This is a genomic window from Bdellovibrio sp. HCB-110, assembly GCF_047323225.1.
Classification (GTDB): Bacteria; Bdellovibrionota; Bdellovibrionia; order Bdellovibrionales; family Bdellovibrionaceae; genus Bdellovibrio.
Map to the genome: position 1 here is coordinate 1003398 of NZ_CP178750.1, position 16842 is coordinate 1020239.

13 protein-coding genes are annotated in these 16842 nt (G+C 44.4%); 7 read left to right on the forward strand and 6 right to left on the reverse strand.

Annotation, left to right across the window (positions count from 1 at the left end):
• Position 1: 1 nt before the first annotated feature.
• A complete protein-coding gene (gene lpxD / locus ACL934_RS04840; RefSeq protein WP_374078283.1) occupies positions 2-1048 on the reverse strand; it encodes a UDP-3-O-(3-hydroxymyristoyl)glucosamine N-acyltransferase in 1047 nt (348 codons plus the stop codon).
• 124 nt (positions 1049-1172) lie between these two features.
• Here lpxD and ACL934_RS04845 point away from each other — a divergent pair, with 124 nt between their 5' ends.
• From ACL934_RS04845 to ACL934_RS04855, 3 genes are read left to right on the forward strand one after another with little or no spacing between them, the layout of a single operon-like run.
• Positions 1173-1703, forward strand: a complete 531-nt coding sequence (locus tag ACL934_RS04845; protein ID WP_374078285.1) for a hypothetical protein — start codon at positions 1173-1175, stop codon at positions 1701-1703.
• Between the two features lie 50 nt (positions 1704-1753).
• Entirely contained in the window at positions 1754-1972 is a 219-nt protein-coding gene (gene infA, locus ACL934_RS04850; protein ID WP_295903401.1) for a translation initiation factor IF-1, read from the forward strand.
• Between the two features lie 51 nt (positions 1973-2023).
• Complete coding sequence (locus tag ACL934_RS04855) at positions 2024-4378, forward strand: helix-hairpin-helix domain-containing protein (RefSeq protein ID WP_413613187.1); 2355 nt, start codon at positions 2024-2026, stop codon at positions 4376-4378.
• A 239-nt stretch (positions 4379-4617) separates the two neighbouring features.
• Here the strand turns inward: ACL934_RS04855 and ACL934_RS04860 are convergent, their stop codons facing one another.
• Positions 4618-5430 carry a hypothetical protein gene (locus tag ACL934_RS04860; protein WP_413613188.1) on the reverse strand — a complete coding sequence of 271 codons (813 nt, stop codon included), beginning with the start codon at positions 5428-5430 and terminating at the stop codon, positions 4618-4620.
• 219 nt (positions 5431-5649) lie between these two features.
• Here ACL934_RS04860 and ACL934_RS04865 point away from each other — a divergent pair, with 219 nt between their 5' ends.
• Positions 5650-7038: a TldD/PmbA family protein gene (locus tag ACL934_RS04865; protein WP_413613189.1), complete on the forward strand. Its 1389-nt coding sequence runs from the start codon at positions 5650-5652 to the stop codon at positions 7036-7038.
• On the forward strand, positions 7038-8381 hold the full coding sequence (locus ACL934_RS04870; RefSeq protein WP_374078292.1) for a TldD/PmbA family protein: 1344 nt from the start codon (positions 7038-7040) through the stop codon (positions 8379-8381). The genes ACL934_RS04865 and ACL934_RS04870 overlap by 1 nt, the downstream gene beginning before the upstream one ends.
• 43 nt (positions 8382-8424) lie before the next feature.
• On the opposite strand, the gene ACL934_RS04875 is transcribed toward ACL934_RS04870, so the two are convergent.
• Positions 8425-10101 carry a hypothetical protein gene (locus ACL934_RS04875; protein WP_374078295.1) on the reverse strand — a complete coding sequence of 559 codons (1677 nt, stop codon included), beginning with the start codon at positions 10099-10101 and terminating at the stop codon, positions 8425-8427.
• Between the two features lie 7 nt (positions 10102-10108).
• Positions 10109-10468: a hypothetical protein gene (locus ACL934_RS04880; RefSeq protein ID WP_374078297.1), complete on the reverse strand. Its 360-nt coding sequence runs from the start codon at positions 10466-10468 to the stop codon at positions 10109-10111.
• 226 nt (positions 10469-10694) lie between these two features.
• Here ACL934_RS04880 and ACL934_RS04885 point away from each other — a divergent pair, with 226 nt between their 5' ends.
• Positions 10695-11459 carry a hypothetical protein gene (locus ACL934_RS04885; protein WP_374078299.1) on the forward strand — a complete coding sequence of 255 codons (765 nt, stop codon included), beginning with the start codon at positions 10695-10697 and terminating at the stop codon, positions 11457-11459.
• 360 nt (positions 11460-11819) lie between these two features.
• Here ACL934_RS04885 and ACL934_RS04890 read toward each other — a convergent pair whose 3' ends face one another.
• Positions 11820-12833, reverse strand: a complete 1014-nt coding sequence (locus ACL934_RS04890) for a hypothetical protein (protein ID WP_374078301.1) — start codon at positions 12831-12833, stop codon at positions 11820-11822.
• A gap of 311 nt (positions 12834-13144) precedes the next feature.
• A complete protein-coding gene (locus tag ACL934_RS04895; protein ID WP_374078302.1) occupies positions 13145-13918 on the reverse strand; it encodes an HAD family hydrolase in 774 nt (257 codons plus the stop codon).
• Positions 13919-14124: 206 nt separating this feature from the next.
• On the opposite strand from ACL934_RS04895, the gene topA reads away from it, so the two are divergent.
• Entirely contained in the window at positions 14125-16818 is a 2694-nt protein-coding gene (topA, locus tag ACL934_RS04900; RefSeq protein WP_413613190.1) for a type I DNA topoisomerase, read from the forward strand.
• The last annotated feature ends 24 nt before the right edge of the window (positions 16819-16842 follow it).

Consider the following 16842-nt stretch of genomic DNA (forward strand, 5'->3'; position numbering starts at 1 on the left):
CTTATTCTGCATTAAGGCCCAAGTGTTTTAGAACACGAGCCAGGTCTTTTCTCATTCGAGTGATGTGGGTTTTGTTGGCCAAGGTTTTTAGAGCATCACGGAGAGGTTCAATAGGATAACCTCCGTATTGGCCAGGCTCTGTGATACTGAAGGTCACGCCACCACGTCCGCCGACGATCACGCGGTCACAAACCGTTATATGATCTGACACTGCGGCTTCTCCGCCGAACATGCAGTTGTTTCCGATGGTGCTTGAACCTGCGACTTTAAAGCCGGCGGCCATAACACAGTTTTCACCAATCACAACATTGTGAGCAACATGACAGAAGTTATCCATCTTGGTGCCGTTGCCGATTTTAGTTTCAGTAAGAGCTGCGCGATCCACCGCACAGTTAGCACCTAACTCCACATGATTGCCGATCACCACGCGACCGATTTGTGGAATCTTTTTATGTGTGCCTTCGCGGGTCATCGCAAAAGAAAAGCCATCAGCGCCGATAGTCGTGTGAGGATGAATTTCGCAATGAGAACCTAGAGTGCAATGAGCTCCGATAAAGACTTGTGGATGAAGCAAAGTATGATCGCCAATCTCCGCATAGCACTCAATCACTGTGTGCGCGCCGATAGTGCAACCGTCACCGATTTTAACGTGTTCGCCAATCACGGCGTAAGGACCTACGCCGACATTCTTACCCAGATGCGCTGACGGATGAATAGAAGCTGTCGGATGAATTTTCGTTTCCTGGTTGAAACGATTCATCTTGCCGTCAAAAAGAGGAAGGATCGCAGCCATGCCCAATTGTATAGAACCGGCTTGAAAGAAAGCAGTGCCGGTATCGTTAGGAAGTGGCAGGGCCTTGTGGGCAACCACGATGGGAGCTTTGACCTTCAGTGCAGCTGCGAGTTGATCTGGTTTCGAAACGAAAACCAAACTTTCAGAATCACAACTTTCTGGAGGAAGAACCTTGGTCGCAACAGCCTCAAGACGGCCAGACACAAAGGTGAGATCGGACGAATTTAGATCTTTAATAACTTCTGCTGTAATCATAGTGATGCCTCGCGCTAACACTTTCCTATTATTTTTTTGATGTCAAGTCACTGGGTGATAGTATAGATGTGCTTATTAAACATGTTTCGATCTTTTCTCACCTTTAATTTAGAGAGGAACTGAGATGGCTAAGAAGGCTGCAAAGAAGGAAGCACCTGCGGCAAAGGCTAAAAAAGCACCAGCAAAACCTGCTGCGAAGGCATCGGCTAAGCCAGTAAAGGCCCCAGCAAAACCTGCGGCGGTTGCAAAGGCCACAAAACCTGCGCCAAAAGCGAAAGAAGCAAAAGCGGAGAAAGCTCCGAAATCAGCTCCAGTAGCGGCTCCGGCGAAAGTTGAAAAAGCGAAAGCTGAGAAAAAAGCAAAAGTCGAGATGGCTCCAGTTGAAGCCATCGAACCCGCTCCTAAAAAAGAGAAAAAGACTAAGGTTGATAAGTCTGGAATGTCTGAGGACCAGGCAAAGTGGCATGAACTTCATGAGAAGTATAAGGCCATGAAGGCGCCCTCATATACTATTTCGGGTCAATTTGAGGCAAAGACTCCGCTGCAGCACAAGATCTTTGGTTGGGGTTTCATTCTTTCAAATGAATACGACCGTTTAGAAGTGCTTTTTGAGGACGGAAAACGAATGCTGATCAGCAATAGGAAGCTGTCGTAGGACAGAAAAATATTGCAAGGCGCTGCAAACTAACCTACTAATTTATCTGCATGGCAAAAGACGATTTAGTACAAATTGATGGAAAAGTTATCGACGCCCTCGCTGGGGGTCTTTACAAGATCGAACTCGACAATAAAGCGATCATTAACGCAAAGCTTTGCGGAAAAATGAGACGTTTTAATATTCGCGTGGTTGTGGGCGACCGTGTGAGCGTAGGGGTTTCTCCTTACGATCCGAGTCATGGCCTGATCATGTTCCGTCACAAATAAATTATATTTTGATTCAATCACCCGAAACTTCCAATTAAATCTAGAGGTTCTATGGATCAGGCTCTTCAGAGTTATTTGGCACGTATTGCACCTACCGTTTCTGCAAAATCAGCTCAAGCTGTTATTGAGCTTGCTGCGGAAGGCGCAACAGTTCCATTCATCGCTCGTTACCGTAAAGAAAAAACTGGGAATTTGGACGAGGTTCAAATTCGCGCCGTTATTGAAGGTCACGAAACTTACAACGAAATCGTGAAGCGTAAAGCTTTCTTGATCAAAGAGATCGGGGAGCAAAACAACCTCACGGCGGAAATCCAAAAGCGTATCGAGCTTTCTTGGGATTTGGGCGAGTTGGAAGAAATCTACAAACCGTTCAAGAAAAAGAAAAAAACCAAAGCCACAATCGCGCGCGAAGCCGGTTTGGAACCTTTGGCGCAATGGATTTGGGATATGGGTCATGGTTTGATCAAAGACGATCAAACGATGGAGATGAAGGCGAAAAACTTCCTCAACCCAACTGCCAAAATCGTGACATACGAAGAAGCGCTTAAAGGTGCGCAAGACATCTTGGTGGATAAAATTGCCAATGATGCGGATCTTCGTGCGATGGTTGCAAAAAACTACAATGAAAAAGGTCGCGTGGTTGCAAAAGCGGCGAAAGGCTTTAAGCCAAATTCTAAATACGATATGTATAAGGAATTTGAAGAGCCGGTTAAAAATCTTCTTGATGCAAAAAACAATCACCGTTACTTGGCGATGAGACGTGGCTGGCAAGAAGAAGAATTGTCTGTCGACGTGAAAGCGGATGACGAAGACAATTTGAAGTCTTACGAAAAGTTTGCGACTTCAACTCCGGACAATGCTATTGGCGATTACTTAAAACAGTCGGCTCGTTTGGCGTTGAACGTTTACGTTCTTCCTTCTGTTGTGAACGAAGTTCACCGCGTATTGAAAGAAAAAGCTGATCAAGATGCGATCACAGTTTTTGCTGAAAACGTTCGTAAACTTTTGTTGGCTTCTCCTTATGGACCAAAATGCGTTTTGGGCGTGGACCCTGGTTTAAGAACAGGTTGCAAAGTGGCTTTGATTGATAAATCAGGCGCTTTCATTTCTCACACCGTTCTTTACACTTTGGGTGACGATGCTGATAAAAAAGCGAAAGCTCTTTTTGGCGACGTACTAAAACAAATCCAAATCGAAGCGATTGCCGTAGGAAACGGAACTGCCGGTCGTGAGACTGAATCTTTCTTGCGTAAAGTTTTGAAAGATCTTGGCAAAAACATTCCTGTGGTGATGGTTTCTGAATCGGGGGCCTCTGTTTACTCAGCGTCTGAAGTGGCTCGTGAAGAGTTCCCAGATCTTGATGTGACAGTAAAAGGTGCGATCTCGATCGCGCGTCGTTTGCAAGATCCATTGGCGGAACTTGTGAAGGTAGATCCAAAATCTATCGGTGTGGGTCAGTACCAACATGACGTGAACCAATCACAATTGAAAAAATCATTGGAAGCTGTCGTTGAGTCTTGCGTGAATAACGTGGGCGTTGACGTGAACACAGCTTCGGCAGCGTTGCTTTCCCATGTTGCGGGCATTGGTCCGGCACTTGCGAAAGGGATCGTGGAAGCTCGTAAGAAAGCCTTGTTCACAGACCGTGCGGAGCTTTTGAAAGTTCCTAAGTTCTCTGCGAAAGTTTTCGAACAAGCGGCCGGTTTCTTAAGAATTCCGACTGGAAAACAAGTTTTGGACTCTACAGGTATCCATCCTGAGCGTTACCAAGCTGTGACGGACATGGCGAAAGACATGGGCGTTTCTTTGACTGAGATCATTGGTGAAGGTGCGAAGAAACTTGTCGCGCAAAGAACTAAATGGGCTCAACTTGTGGGTGAGTTCACTTTTGATGACATCGTGAAAGAACTTGAAAAGCCAGGACGTGACCCTCGTGATCCGTTCAAAGTTTTCCAATTCCGTGACGATATTATGGAAGTTAAAGATCTTCAAGAAGGCATGATCTGTCCTGGTATCGTGACGAACGTAACAAACTTTGGTGCGTTCGTTGATATCGGTGTTCATCAAGACGGTCTTGTGCACATCTCAGCTCTTTCTCACAAATTCGTGGATGATCCTCGTAAAGTGGTAAATCCAGGCGATCATGTGACTGTGAAAGTTCTTAAAGTAGATGTTGTGAAAAACCAGATCTCTTTGACGATGAAGATGGATGATGCTCCGGAAGCGTCGGCTCCTCGTGGTGAAAGACGTCCTGATCAACGCGCTGGAGGCCAAAGACCTTCTGGTGGTGGTGGACGCCCTCACGGTGGCGGCGGACAACGTCCTTCGGGACCTCCTCCAAAACCAGCGAATCCGTTCAACAATCCGTTTGCGGCATTAATGAACGTTCCAACGAAAAAGAATTAGGACCGCGAGGTCGCAGTGCCGAAGCTCCCGAGAGGGAGTGAAGGCTGAAGCAGTTTTTGAATTGATAAATACAAGGAGTTTAAAATGGCAGTAAAAGGTAAATCTAAAAAAGGTATCCGTCACAGAATGAAAAGAATCTCTAAGAAAAAACGCATGTACAGAGCGAAAATCCGCAAGTAAGAGATTTCTGAAAATGTGAAATGCAAAAACCCACTCCGTAAGGTGTGGGTTTTGTTTTTTTAGAACCAGTCAGTAAGTTCGTCTTCAGGCCCTGAGTGGGAGTTGTCCTGGTTTTCGTCTCGTATTGTTAGATTGATCGTGTATAAGACGCGAGCCCAATGATCAGTGCAGTTTACTTGATATCCATACCAGTTAGGATCAAGTGCGACTTGTCCTACGCGTTGTTGAGAGCCTGTAGCAACCGGGGCAATGGCAGAGGCTAAAGAAAGATCGTTGGCCGCCAGGTAGTTTACGCCATCGCCACCATACCATCTTGTTTTATTTTCAGATGGTAGAGTGTAGTTAGCCGTCGCATTTACAAGAGTGAGAAAATAGTAGCCCGTATTTTTGGGAAAGTCTGTGACCAAAGTGGGCGCGGCTCCTCCCCAGCATTTTTTGTCTTGCAAGAGGGAACAATCGATAGCGGCTGTTTCTCCTGGGGGAGTAAAGTTGGCCGTGTTCGACCGTAGGTAATAGTACGGTCTAAATTCGACGATAGGGCAAGAGTTTGCGTTGAAGGTGCCAACATCAAAGCTGACATTGCTATAGTAGAGCTGACCTTCGGGAATGCTCACAGTGCAATTGACTGTACTTCCTTGAGTTGCATCCACTGGCAACGCGCAATTTCCCATTCTTTCAAATCCTGATTTTGGGTCGGCGGATTCCCATTGAACTCCGACTTTTAAATAAAGGGGGCTACCTGCTGCGACTCCGTCTTCAAGGTTCGGATCTGTCGAAGGTTGCTCGAGAACGGCGACGGGTTCTTCCGTGCAGCCAACTGTGACTCCGGCGAAAATGAACAATACAACTAATAGTTTGTTTATAGGTTTCATGTGCAGAAAGATCGGTGTTTCTAATGGGCTTTGAAGTCCAGATCGATAAATTAACAATAATTTGTTTTCTGCGTCATCCTTATGGCCATGGGTCCAGGAAGGTACTTTGCAGGCAAGGTGCTGCGGGATAATACTTGAGCGCTTTCTGCTTGCGTCTTCTGGTTTTCCCTTTGGAGGGGCGGGCTTTCGGGCTATCCTTGCTAGATCAAGGAGGTCTTCATGATCGTTCAACCTCAAATCCTGACGAAAGCTCTGGATGCAGCTTTAAGTACTGGGGCGGATTTCGCAGATATTTTTCTCGAAGACACATATTCATCTCAACTTTCTGTTTTAAATTCTAAACCTGAACAGGCTATCGTAGGGCAACTTTACGGTGCGGGAATTCGTTTGTTCTTTGGACATGAAATTGTCTATGTGACGACAAACGATTTGTCTGAAACGGGATTGGTGAAAGCCGCTTTGAATGCGGCTCAAAGCCGTGGAACGGGTGCTGCGAAGAAAACAATGCCATTGATGCAAGTGCCGTTTGACTCCATTCACACCTATGGTGAAAAACCTTGGGAGATGAATCGCGATCGCAAGTTTCAATGGTTGAACTCCATGGATCAACATGCGCGGGCTCGTCACTCCTCTGTGACCCAAGTTGAAACGGGATTGAATGAAAAATTCCAAAGAGTGCAAATCGCAAATTCTCGCGGTTTGATGGCTTACGATGAGCGTGCGTATTCACGCATTCGTCTTGAAACTTTCGTAGAAAACAATGGTGTGAAAGAAAGCTCAACGGAAGACGAAGGTCACATGGGAACTTCAGAGATTTACGATCAGATTGATTTGAAGTCACTATCTGAAAGAGCTGTTGATTGCGCTGTGATGTTAACGACTGCTAACTATGCTCCTGCTGGTGAGATGCCAGTTGTCATCGACAATGCTTTTGGGGGAGTGATCTTCCACGAAGCGTGCGGTCACGGTCTGGAAACGACAAGTGTGGCAAAAGATGCTTCTGTGTTCTGCGGTAAGCTGGGACAGAAAATCGCTCACGAAAGCGTAACAGCAATTGATGATGGTACTATCGAAAATGGTTGGGGCTCTTTGAACTTTGACGATGAAGGAAACAAAACAAAGAAAACGACATTGATCGAAAATGGTGTTTTGAAATCTTATATCGTGGATGAAATGGGTTCTCGCCAAACAGGATACGAGGCAACGGGCAGCGGACGTCGTCAATCTTACAAATATGCTCCAGCTTCAAGAATGAGAAACACTTATATCGCTGCTGGAAAAGATAAGTTTGAAGATATGATTCGCGACGTGGATTACGGTCTTTATGCGAAGAAATTAGGTGGGGGCTCCGTCAACCCTGGTACGGGTGATTACAACTTCCAGGTGCGTGAGGCTTATATCATTCGCAATGGACGTATTGATGAAGCGGTTAAGGGTGCTTGTTTGATCGGTCGTGGTATCGACACGTTGGGAAAAATCACGAAAGTATCAAACGATCTTAAATTGGCGCGTGGAATGTGTGGCTCTGTGAGCGGAAGTATTCCAGCGGCTGTAGGCCAACCTCAGATCTTGGTTTCAAGTTTGATGGTAGGCGGGAGAGCGAAATAATGGATACAATTAAACAGAACTTTCAAAAAATTGCGGATCAAGCAAAGCAAGATGGCGCTAAAGTAGAAATGCTTATTTCTGGTGGCGAGAGCATCAATATCGGCTATTCAAAAAAGAAGCTTGAATCTTTTGAGTCGACACAATCGCAAATGGCGGGGCTTCGTGTGATCTTGGGCGCCAACCAAGGTTATGCTTATACCGAAAATCTTTCGGATGAGTCTTTGCTTCGCACGTATCGTGAGGCTTTGAACAACGCGAAGACTGTTCAAAAAGGGGAGACTCAAGAAGTTCCTTTGTTGAAGCCCCAGTCCATTCAGCCCATGAGCCATCTTTATCGTCCTGAAGAAATTGCGATGGATAAAAAAATGGAAGTGGCGCGTTTGTTGGAAGAGCAGTGCTTGGAGAAGGATGCACGCATTCAGTCAGTTCCCTATTCGAACTTCAGTGAAACTGTAAGTTTTAAAAGAATTTTGAACTCTGAAGGTCTGGATCAGGAATTCAAACAGAACTATTTTTCCGGCTACGCTTATCCTCTTGCTAAAGAGGGCGAGTCGACAAAAATGGACGGCGAAGGATTTTTCGTCAGATCTTTTAAAGAAATTAATACGCAAAAAGTGGCGGATGAAGGCGTGGGTCGTGCACTTGCTCGTTTGGGAGCACAGAAGCTTCCTACGGGTCAATATGCAGTTGTGATTGATCGCACTCAGTTTCCAATGATGTTGCAAATGATCACGGATTATTTTTCAGCAAAAGAAGTTCATGAAGGAAAATCTTTGTTTGACGGAAAACTTGGACAAAAGATTGCCAGTGAAAAGTTTCAACTGATTGACGATCCATTTGAACCCACGGGAAGTGCTGTTCGTCCGTTTGACGATGAGGGAGCTGCTTCACAGAAGACGGTCCTTTTTGAAAATGGCGTGCTTAAGAATTTCCTAACGAACTTGGAATATTCAAAGAAAATGAATCTTCCGCACACAGCCCATGCTCGTCGCAGTCCGGCTTCTCAGCAAGGTATTGCTCCGACGAATCTTGTGGTTGCGAAGGGGACAAAGTCTTTACAAGATCTTTTGTCTGCTTACGATAAAGTTGTTCATTTGACGGAGTTCTCTGCAGGTCTTCATGCGGGATTTAAAGAATCTACCGGTGACTTCTCAATGCCGGCGGAAGGTTTTCTTTATGAAAACGGAAAACGTGTCGGGCCTGTCGATCAATTCGTTATGTCTGGAAATATCTTAGATCTTTTGCGTGAAATCGAAGACCTGGGAAATGAATACGGTAAACCCGGAAGTTCAACGATCTGTCCTGATGTTCTGGTGAAGCCTTTGAGTTTTGCGGGAGCGTAGTATCTTCGAAAAGAAAAAGCCCAGGTCCTGGGCTTTTTTGTTTCTAGATTTTTTTATAAAACTTTGGTTTTGATTTTCTTATGGCTTCAATAATTTTTAGAAAATCATTATAGACTTTCTCTTTATCGACACAAGATATAGCGTCATCTGTAGTGTTGCATTTAATATTGTCTTTTAAGTTTGTCGAATCAGCGATTGAAGTAAATAATATCTCCGCGGAGATTGAATACATGATTGTTCCAGATGGTGCATAGTTAATGGCCCGGCTTTCCATGTAGCTTGGAATTTCAGTGTTTGGGTCGACGTATAGTTTTCTAAAAATAACGTCTCCCATAGTATAAGGGAACGGTTTAGAGGAGTCCTCTGATCTGAGGTCAAAACTTTGATCTGCCATAAGAGCTATTGTTAGAAACCCAAATGGTGCAGATCCAAATTCATTTAAAATTATTTGTGATCCCTGACGGTGTATCAGGAGTCTTCTTTCGTATGTTGCTAAGTCTAAACTTTTGGAATGAGTACTGTACCCGGTGGATGTATTACTCTTCAGAAGTTGGAGGAGTGCTGCCACGGCCTTCTCTTTATAAAAAGATGGAGACTCGCCACGAACTCTTTTGATTTCTTTTAAAACCTCGAAGGAAGTTTCTGATGATGGTACAATGTCGTGTTTAGAAAAGTATGAGAATAAGTCGGCGCTATCATCGAGTGTAAGTGCTGCCAGAATTTCATCGCGAGTGAGAGTTTCCGTCAGCATGTATTGACTTGAAATGGTGATGAATTTTTCTACATCGTACTGAAGGCGTTTTGAGAAGGCCATACTATACAGCAGAGTATTCTGCTTTTTGTATGCGAGTTGAGCAAGTTTAAATAAATTGGTGTCGAGACGCTTGATCGCTAACGAAACGACGGTAGCTGTATCTTTCCACGTTGAATTTTCTTTTAGAATGATTAGATGTGAATCAAGAGCATTTTGTAAAGTTAATAGCTCTGAATAGCTTACCGGGCTGAGATATGTGGCTCTTAGTGCTAAAATGTCATCTAAGTCATAAGTTGTACGACAAATTTGTAGAATATGTAAGGTGTGGGAGCTGAGCGCTTTTCTCCTGAAAGCAAGCTTGAGAGAGTCCTGCGAGCAGAGCGTTTGCAGTGAAACTTTTTGTACGAGAGCTTCTGTATACCTTGCTAACTCATCGAGTGAAAAGTGATCAGTATGGATATATAGGTATAGTTTCTTTTCAGCGAAATCTGAAGGTACAACTTCAGAGTTAAATTCATAGTTTGATGTTCGGTTGTTAAGTGCAATTAGATCTTGTACTGCTGGCTGTGAGATATTATTTGAAAATTTTATGGACCATTGAAGAAAGTTTTTGAAGTATAGTTTTCTTTTATCTTGAGGAATACTTTCGGAATATTCCGTCATTGATTTAATTAAATTATTAAATGCGATTTGATGAACTGAGAGAAGTGCTTTTTGAGTCTCAGCATTTCTAAGCTGAGACCAGACTATGCATAAATCGCCCGGCTTTGTACTTGTGCTTAGCGATACAATATCAAGATCTTCTGTTTTCGGTTGAAAATTTTCACAGAGATTTGGATCGCGAACAGCTTCGATAGTGACTGTGCCACTATTGTTTTTTGCACTATCCTTTTTAAATGAACAAGCCCCCATGCTGAAGCACAGGGCTGAAAGAAATAAAATGGGGGCTTTTGATATTTTGTTCATTTGGGAATTAGTACTGTGGGCAGCTATCTTTGCCGCGAGCAATTTCACAGGCAGTTTGGTGTAGCCCTTTAACTTGAGACCATGCGTTGTCGATTTCATTTTCAGACTCGGAAGTTTCGATATTTTGGTTGATAGTTTCCGCTTCTACTATCAACTTAGTTAACTGACCAACTTTATTACCTTCCTCTGTTGAAGTTAAACCGACTTCCTCTTGGAAGTTGTTCATTTCTTTGATCATCTCCCTAATTTGGAGTCCTTGAGTCGCCATAATTCTTGTGTGTTCATTATCGAACTCATCATATGCCAATGCCTTTGTTGAGCCCAAAATCATGATTGCAGCGATTGCCAATTTAACTTGTTTTTTCATAACTCTCTCTCCTTTTGGTTTTATCCATAGATACTCTATGCGAACGCTATACCTGCTTAAGCTCGTTTATAAACGAGCTTGCTGTTTAAGGAAGAGACAGGGGACCGAGAGCGGCCTACAGCCGTCTCACTCTGAAACAGTCTTTATTCGGTCTCGGGACATAAAGTAATTGATTAGTCAGTAGAGGCTTTCTATGATTTTCCGGAAAGTCTAATTGAGGGGATTCATGATTAAGTTCTTTTTTGCACTGACGTTTTTGTTCGTGGTGGGTGCCAATGCCCAAACTGTTTCTCGCGTAACGGGTAAAGAGGCTCTCGTTAATTTGGAAGGACACGAAGATCTTGCCGCAGGTGATGAGGTTCACTTCTTAACATCTGAACTGAATATCGCGGGTCAGGGAAAGGTCTCCAAGATTTCTGCGGGAGGCAAGAAGGCTTTAGTTCAAATTGTTTCTGGAAAAGTACAGACAGGAATGACGTTTGAAAAGGCATCTCTGAAACATGAAAAGATCGCGCAGGGAACCAATGTGCCAAGACCAGATGCTGTTTCGTACATATCTCTTTCTGAAAAAGAACGCGATATTTTGCAAAGAGGTGAGATCACGAAAGGTCGTTATATTGTTGGTGGAATTTTAGGAACGTGGCCCTTAGGTTTGGGAATCGGTCATGCAATTCAAGGTCGTTACACAGACAAGGGTTGGATTTTCACGGTGGGTGAGTTGGGTTCCATTGCTGTGATGGCCAGTGGAATGGGAGATTGTTGGGACGGTGATGGGTATCGCACATGCAATGGGGGAGCCATTGTTCTTGGCGCGGTTGCATTCGTTGGTTTCAAGATTTGGGAAATTGTTGATCTTTGGGCTGGTCCTCCGGAACACAATCGTCGTTATTATGAATTGAAATCTCGTTTGGGCGAAGATGAAATAACTTTTCAACCCGCACTTGTTCCTCTTGCTGACGGAGGAATGTTAGGTTTACGCGTAAGCTTCTAAAATGGATTTGGGCTTTTTCGCGTTCTAAGGCGGCTTGTTCTATCGCTTTATTCAGAGCTTCTTCACGTCTACAGAACTGTTTTCGATCTCTTGGTCATTGAGCCGAATAATTTCCTGCTCGGTCATCGGAACGTCTTCATAAACGCGTTTGCGGTAAATTTCCCAGGGTGGAATGAGTAAAGATATTCAGGAAAAATCCTAGGACCAGAATTAGAACTGAGACCGCCAAAATTTTTTTCCCATTTGGATATTCTATAATCCGTTAAGGAAAACACAACAGTTTCAATTTTGCTGTCACGATTTGATTCAAAGCAAAAACCCACGATGGGATCATCGTGGGTTGTGAAGATCTCGGAGAGACTATTTCTTTCCAAGGTTTGCAAGAAGCATTTGCATGAAGGTCATCATCATTTGTTGTTGGCTTGAGCCCATTCCTGTTGAAGGAAGTGCGGCCGTTTGTCCTTGAGTCAAGCTGCCAAGCAAAGTGGAGATCAAAGAGCTATTGATAACTTGCGAACCTGCGAGTTGGCCAAGTCCGAAGTTAGAACCTGAAGTGAAGGAACCCAAAAGTGTTTGCAACATGTTGGCATTCATTCCGCCTGGAAGATTGATTCCAGAAATACCTGTCACAGAACCCATGCCGATTTGACCAAGAATTCCTGTCAAAAGGGATGGACTAAAACCTGAGTTGCCAATTCCCAACATCGCGCCAGAAGAAATACTTTGAATGATGCTTGAAAGATCTGTTCCACCAAGACCTGTATTTCCCAAGTTGCCAGTCAGTGAACTAATTAATGATCCTGCCACTTGAGAGATATTTCCTGAACCGACTCCCGCTAGAGGAAGGTTTTGGAACAAGGAACCCGTAAGATTTTGAATCAATCCTGTTGGCAAACCACCGCCGAGGCCCGTTGTTGAGTTAAGAATAGAACTTAACGATCCATTGCCGATAAGACCTAGCAAGTCGCTCAGTTGCGAGCTTGGCAATCCGATGTTCCCTGCGCCTTGAGTGGCTCCGCCAATCAGAACTGGAATGATCGCACTTAAATCATTGCTGTTGCCAAGTCCCGCACCGTTCAGTGCTGCACCAGCCATGCCCATAATCATACTGATTTGTGAGCTATCTAACATCAATCCTGACATTAGTTTTTGATTTGTGATTTTCGCAGCGACTTGATGATCAACAGAATGTTCTTTCAAAGCACTCTCAATACTATTAAGCATTTTTTGTGCTTCCGAGTTATTTACGACGGGAGCTGATGCCACTTCTTGAGATGAGCTGTCGTTCTGCGACTCCAGGGGAGTTAAGTTATTATTGCATCCTGCAAGAAACCCAATCGCTAACAATGCTGAAACGATGACCTGTTTGTTCATGGTGGTTCCCTCCTCATTGAGATCCAAAAACAGGTTAGTGCTAAATTTGAAAAATAAAAATGGGGCGAAAAAAATATATTTTCGTGTGTTCACGTTTCTGACATTTTCAAAAAAATAGATGTTCAAAGTTTGTTCACAAGATTTGAGATAACATAAGAATGACTGAACGTTGTTCAGTTCAAAAAGCTTACGACGATTTTTTCGGTTATTATGTAAAATGCGTAATCTCAAAACGAAGCGGCGAAAGAATCACCGCTTTTTCACTCGAGAATAGAATGTACGCTATGGAATGTTCTGCGAACGCATCGAACTTATTTTTTCAGAATAGCCGCTGCGATTTCAGTAAATCCCAGGCCACCACGGGCTTTCGAAACGTAGGTTGGTTTGTTCTTAATCTGATCAATAAAGTTCTGAATATTCGCGACAGCAAAACTGTGAGGGAAATAAGTGAACATCGGCTCATCATTCGGAGAGTCCCCGCTAAAGCCACACACTTTTTTTGCTTCGTCAGCACTCACGCCGAATTCTTTTTCCAGGAAGCGCAAAGACATGGTGAGTTTATCGTAACTGCCAAACCATCCATTGACGTGAATCGAACTGACTTTGGCTTGAGCTCCGTGAGACTCAAAGATGTCGACTATTTTTTGGACTTCACTGCGTGGCAAGGCGGGAACGTCTTCGCAGAAGTCGATGGCTAAGTCCATCAGGCGACAAAACTGATCACTGGCGAGATCACAGCCAGGAACTTTCTGAAGAATTTCTTTTTCCAACTGCCCAAGTTTTACGCGATTTTCTTTTTGCGTTTTTTCATCAAAGAAAAAATGGCGCTGCATTTTTTTATCGTGGTAGCGAAAATAAAATCCGCCGTTTTCTCCAACAATGCCACTCACGGGCCAGACGCGCGCGATCATTTCGCACCAACCCGCTGGACGCCCAGTTACCGGAATCACGTGGATTCCGGAATCGTGAAGCTCCCAGAGAGCTTGATAAGCTTCAGGGCCGAGATGGCCTTCATCAGTCAGAGTGTCGTCGATGTCGGTGAGGAGAAATTTCAGTCGGTGATTGAACTTGGAAACATCTTGCATACCCCAAGGTACCAGCTTCCCATCGTGTCGAAAAGGAACATGTACCTTTTTCTGAACGGAGGGAAGCAGGTACCTATGGCGAGGGTTGTCAAAAATTAGACTTGCACCTTGAGGCATTCGCCTTCATTTTTTGTCTATATATATAGTGCGGGCTACACCACCGACGTTTGTCTAGTGATCGCTCGAACTACAATTAAGGACTTATCATGGCCAAAAAAAGTGACGCATCAGATGGTATAAAGCTTGTCGTTGTGGAGTCTCCCACAAAAGCCAAGACCATTCGTAAGTTCCTCGGAAAAGACTATGTCGTTGAATCCTGCATGGGGCATATCCGTGACCTACCACAATCTGCGAAAGACATTCCTGAGAAAGTAAAAAAAGAGAAGTGGGCGCAACTCGGAGTCAACGTCGATAAAAATTTCGAACCTCTTTACTGTGTTCCTAAGGACAAAGTGAAAGTGGTGAAGAATCTGAAAGACAAACTCGAAGAAGCCACAGAGCTGTACCTCGCGACCGATGAAGACCGCGAAGGGGAGTCTATCAGCTGGCATTTGCTTGAAGTTCTAAAACCCAAAGTTCCCACAAAACGAATGGTGTTTCATGAGATCACCAAAGACGCGATTCAAAAAGCTTTGAAAGACACGCGCGAGATTGATTTGAATCTTGTTCGTGCTCAGGAAGCGCGCCGTATCTTGGATCGTTTGGTGGGTTACACGATTTCTCCGCTACTTTGGAAAAAAGTGGCCTATGGTCTCTCGGCAGGTCGTGTGCAATCCGTGGCTGTGCGTTTGATTGTTGAAAGAGAACTTGAGCGCATCCGCTTTAAAAAGTCTGCTTACTGGGGTGTTCTTGCTGAGTTGAATAAAGACGGCGTGAACTTTGAATCTCGTTTGCAGCAGTATAAAAATCAAAGAGTCGCAACAGGTAAAGACTTTGATGGTTTGACAGGTCAACTGACAGCCGGAAAAGACGTTTTAGTGCTGGATGAAAAAACAGCGGCGAAACTCGCTGCTGATTTGAAGTCAGGCGCTTGGACCGTATCTGATGTTGAAGAAAAACCAACATTCAGAAAACCAGCAGCTCCATTTATCACTTCGACTTTGCAACAAGAGGCCAATCGTAAATTAGGTTTGAGCTCTCGTGAAACCATGCAAGTCGCGCAAAAGTTGTACGAGCAAGGTTTCATCACTTATATGCGTACGGACTCGACATTCTTGTCGAATGAAGCGATCAATGCTTCTCGCGATTGTATCCAAAGCAAGTACGGTAAAGAGTATCTGACTCCGCAGCCACGCAATTATGCTGCGAAAAAAGTAAAGGGCGCTCAAGAGGCCCATGAAGCGATCCGTCCTGCAGGAAATCAGTTTATGGATCCGGATGAAACGGGTCTGACAGGAACTCAGTTCCGTCTTTATGATTTGATCTGGAAACGCACGATCGCTTCGCAAATGGTGGATGCTCGTCAAAAGCAAGTGAGTGCGAAAATCACAGTGGGTGATGCTTTGTTCGGAGCTTCGGGAATGACTATCGAGTTCCCGGGTTTCTTGCGCGCCTACGTTGAGGGGAGTGATGATCCCGAAGCAGATTTGGCTGAAAGAGAAGTGCGTTTGCCAGCTCTTAAAGTTAAAGATGCGGTGAAAGTGTCAAAACTCGATCCAACATCTCACGAAACAAAACCACCAGCTCGTTATACAGAGGCCAGCCTTGTACAAACGATGGAAAAAGAAGGTATCGGACGTCCGTCGACGTACGCTTCTGTTATCGGTACGATCATTGATCGTGGTTACGTTCGTAAGAATGGAACGGCACTCATTCCGACATTCACGGCGATGATTGTTTCGAAACTTTTAAGTCAGTATCTTTCTGAATACGTGGATCTTGGATTCACGTCAGAGATGGAACAAAGTCTCGACAATATCGCCGATGGCGATTTGGATTGGGAAAAATATCTTGCGTCGATCTACAAAGGTCCGAAAGGGCTTAAGTCACGCGTGGATGATCAAGGCGAAAAAATCAATCCTGATGATGCGCGCACAATGACTTTAGAAGGCATGGATAGATATAAATTCCATGTGGGTCGTTACGGCGCTTATGTCACGACAAAACGTGATGGTGAAGACGTCAGCGCTTCCTTGCCAGACAACGAATCACCAGCGGATATTACTCCTGAAATTGCAGAAAAATTGATTGATCAAAAAATCAATGGGGCTGACTCTATCGGGAAAGATCCCAAAACAGATCTTCCAGTGTATGTGCTTAATGGTCGTTACGGTCCTTACGTGCAATTGGGTGATGTGAGCCCTGAAGATGATAAACCAAAAAGAGCGTCTCTGCCTCCGGGCACTCAGCCAGAGCAAGTGGATCTCAAGATGGCGTTGGAACTTTTATCGTTGCCAAAAACTTTGGGTGAGCATCCAGGAACAGGAAAAGAAATCAAAGCAGGCTTGGGTCGCTTTGGTCCTTTCGTTGTTCACGATGGCGACTATCGTTCAATTCCAAAAGGCGAGAGTATCTTCACGATCACTCTTGAAAGAGCTCTTGAAATGTTGAGCCAACCGAAAAAGGGTCGGGGCAAAGCTGCTCCATTGAAAGATCTTGGGGTGCATCCTGATTCTGGCGATGCGATTCAAGTTTATAACGGTCCTTATGGTCCTTATATTAAGAGCGGTAAAGTCAATGTGTCTCTTCCAGAGGGAACGACAACGGATACGGTGACGTTGGAACAAGCCGTGGCTCTTATCAATGAAAAGGGCGGGACGAAGGCCAAAGCTAAAGGAAAAGCGAAAGGTGCTGCGAAAGCGGCCGCTCCTAAAAAAGCTTTAAAGAAAGCTACGACAGCTAAAGACAAAGCCGAAGCTCTCGGTGTCAAAAAAGTAGTCACTCGGAAGTCAAAAAAGTAATTTGTTCATCCCCCTTTTCGTAAG